The organism is Pseudovibrio sp. WM33 (assembly GCF_001623165.1).
Lineage (GTDB): Bacteria > Pseudomonadota > Alphaproteobacteria > Rhizobiales > Stappiaceae > Pseudovibrio.
Genome location: NZ_LMCK01000076.1, coordinates 1 through 2,602 on the forward strand (window position 1 = coordinate 1; position 2,602 = coordinate 2,602).

Consider the following 2,602-nt stretch of genomic DNA (forward strand, 5'->3'; position numbering starts at 1 on the left):
TAACTATAGGCGTGGACCACTTCAAAGGGGGAGGCTCAGGAGGGCATTACCCGCTGGGAGCCGCGTGTTCTGCTTGAGCGCGTAGACGTTGAGCAACTCGGCCTTGCTTATTTCGCAGCCTCCATTTTCTGGCGTCCACGTTCTGATGTACTTTCCGATATTCAGCGCACAGATGTTGATCTGATGAGGGCTGAGTGATGGTAAACCTCATCAAAGCCCTAACCACTGATGAGCTGATCCGGCGCGGACCACCGCAGCACTTCACCACCTCGGCCAAAGCCTGGAAGGAAAAGCTGGTGGCGTGGTGGGAAACCCACCCGGACGGGCCACAGCGCAAGCTCTATCCAGCTCATTATGAGATGTTGCTCATCAACCTGCTTTCCTACGGCCTATCGCTGCTCGGCAAAGAAGGTCAGGATGCCGCCGACAAGCGTTGGCTGCTGTTTGCCAAGGGGCATTCTCTGGATGTGGCCGCCGCCAACAACGGCACGTTTCGTCTCAAATCCAAACCGGCACGAGTGGAGCTTGCCTTCACACTGGAGACCCCACGCGGAACCGACCTTATCTTGCCGCGTGGGCTGGAAGTCAGCGCCGGGGAAGTTTCATTTACGCTGGATGACCAGCAGGTATTGAAGGCAGGCGAGGTCTCGTTAAGTGGCCGCGCCACAGCAACACAACCGGGGCCTGAGGCCAATGGCCTGCTACCCGGCCAGATCACGGAAATCTCAGCAGGCTATCCCGATGTGAGCGTGACCAACACAACGGCGAGCGCTGGCGGCACAACCGCAGAAGATGACAGCTCGTTACTCTACCGCGCCGCTAAAGCTCATGATCGTATCTCCAAGGCTGGACCAAAGGAAAGCTATCGTCAGCAGGCCCGTGCCTTCTCGCCGGAAATTGCCGACGTGGAAGTGATCCGGCCAGAACCGGGACGCATTGCGCTTTATGTGCTGCTGACCTCTGGCGTGCCTGGTGCCCAGTTTTGCGCGGACCTTAAAGCCTATCTGGACCCACAAAGCAAACGCCCGCAAGGCGATGAGTTGAGCGTCCATCCAGCCGAGTTGGTGAGGGTTCACATCACCGGCCCACTCAAGGTCAATGGAGATTTTGAAACCGCCCGCGCTGCCTCAGAGGAGGCCATTCGTAAGGCAGGTCTCATCTGGTCGCAACGTTTGGGTGACTATCTGGCCCTGTCTGCTTTAACGCCTGCCGTTCGGCTCATAGAAGGCGTGGTGGATGTGGATCTGCATGTGAGCAATCTGGTCTCTCGCCAGCTTGGGCAGACACAGTTCGCTGTGATTGGCGATGTGGACCTTGTGGCGGAGGCATCATGAGCGAGCGCCGTTTTCCGCACACGTTGATTTCCTCCAGTATCAATGAAGAGCGCTCCCGTGCCTTTTTGGATGCATTGGAAGCCATGGTGGCGGAGTTCGACTTCTCCGTCCTGATGCAGCGCAACTCTGATGAGATATCAACGGAAGCCTTGCCGCTGGCAATCCACGACCGCTCACTGGAAGAGTTCATCGCAGAAGACGGTCTGCCGGAGGAAGCGGTGCGCCGCCTGATTGATGAAGTGTGGAAGCTGCACGAGGACAAAGGCACCGACGATGGTGTGGCCCTTGGCCTGTCACTGATTGGCATTCGCCCGCACTTTGAACACTGGTGGCAACAAGAGCCGGAAGGCCCGCACGACACTCATAAGCTGACCGTCTACGCCAATGAGCATCTGTTTGAAGATGAAGTGGTGCTGCTCAATGAGAAAGTCCAGAGGGCCGCGCTCACTATGGTGGATGCGACCAAACGCTGGTCACAGGACACCAGTTTTGAACTTGGTGCGGAGTTTGAGAGCACGCTCAATCTTGGATTAGCAGGCCGTTCCAATGCTTTCGCTCAGCCCATGGGCGCAACGGTTTTGCCCGAATGCGGAACAACGCTGAGCGCAGGCACGATAGCGCGTGGTGTTGCCTTTCTGGCGCAAACAGCTGAGCCGGTTCTGCCGCAAATGGGGGCGGTTGCCGCCACTGTTGCAGTCGCACGAGCTTGTTCATTCATTTCAATTCAAGGAGAGCTTTTGACATGAGCCTTAAGGCCATCAATCCAACACTTACGCGCGCTGGCATGCGGGCTATCTTTGATGCCTCAGATGCCAGCCTTCATGCCAAGATTACGCATCTGGCCTTTGGCTCCAGCCGCTACACACCGACGGGAACCGAGACCGGCCTGAAATCGGAAAAAGCTCGTATCGAGATTATTGGCTCTCGCTATCTGGACGATTTCCAGATGGAGATCACGGCCAAGATTGACGGGAACACCGGTTTCACACTGGCTGAGCTTGGTGTGATGTTAGAGGACGGCACCTTGCTGGCCGTATGGTCAGACCCTGACACGCCATTAGCTCAATACACCCCAGGCGTACCGATTGCTTTTTCCTTTGTGCTTGCGCTCACTGGGCTTCCGCAAAACGTCATTCAAGTATCCGGTGATGTGGATCTTCAGCTCTTTTTTGGCGAGGAGTTTGCGGGCACAGCCACCTCTATGATTGCCCTTCAGCTTGAGAACTTCCAGCTCAATCATACCGTGCGCAGTCTGAGCAAGGCGCTTT

Annotated in this window: 3 protein-coding genes; all 3 read left to right on the forward strand. The window is 56.5% G+C overall.

Features of this window, described 5'->3' with window-relative positions:
- The first annotated feature begins 197 nt into the window (after positions 1-197).
- The gene (locus PsWM33_RS13105; protein ID WP_063300541.1) at positions 198-1,334 is read left to right on the forward strand and encodes a baseplate J/gp47 family protein; all 1,137 of its coding nucleotides are present in this window, start codon (positions 198-200) and stop codon (positions 1,332-1,334) included.
- Positions 1,331-2,080, forward strand: coding sequence for a phage tail protein (locus PsWM33_RS13110; protein ID WP_063300542.1), 750 nt, complete (start codon positions 1,331-1,333; stop codon positions 2,078-2,080). Before PsWM33_RS13105 ends, PsWM33_RS13110 begins: the two co-directional genes overlap by 4 nt.
- A partial coding sequence (locus tag PsWM33_RS13115) for a phage tail-collar fiber domain-containing protein (protein WP_082826998.1) occupies positions 2,077-2,602 on the forward strand: 526 nt, incomplete at its 3' end. The genes PsWM33_RS13110 and PsWM33_RS13115, both read left to right, overlap by 4 nt.

Coding starts and splice junctions, on each gene's coding strand:
- PsWM33_RS13105 (WP_063300541.1), top strand. CDS start 198: ATGGTAAACCTCATCAAAGCCCTAACCACTGATGAGCTGATCCGGCGC.
- PsWM33_RS13110 (WP_063300542.1), top strand. CDS start 1,331: ATGAGCGAGCGCCGTTTTCCGCACACGTTGATTTCCTCCAGTATCAAT.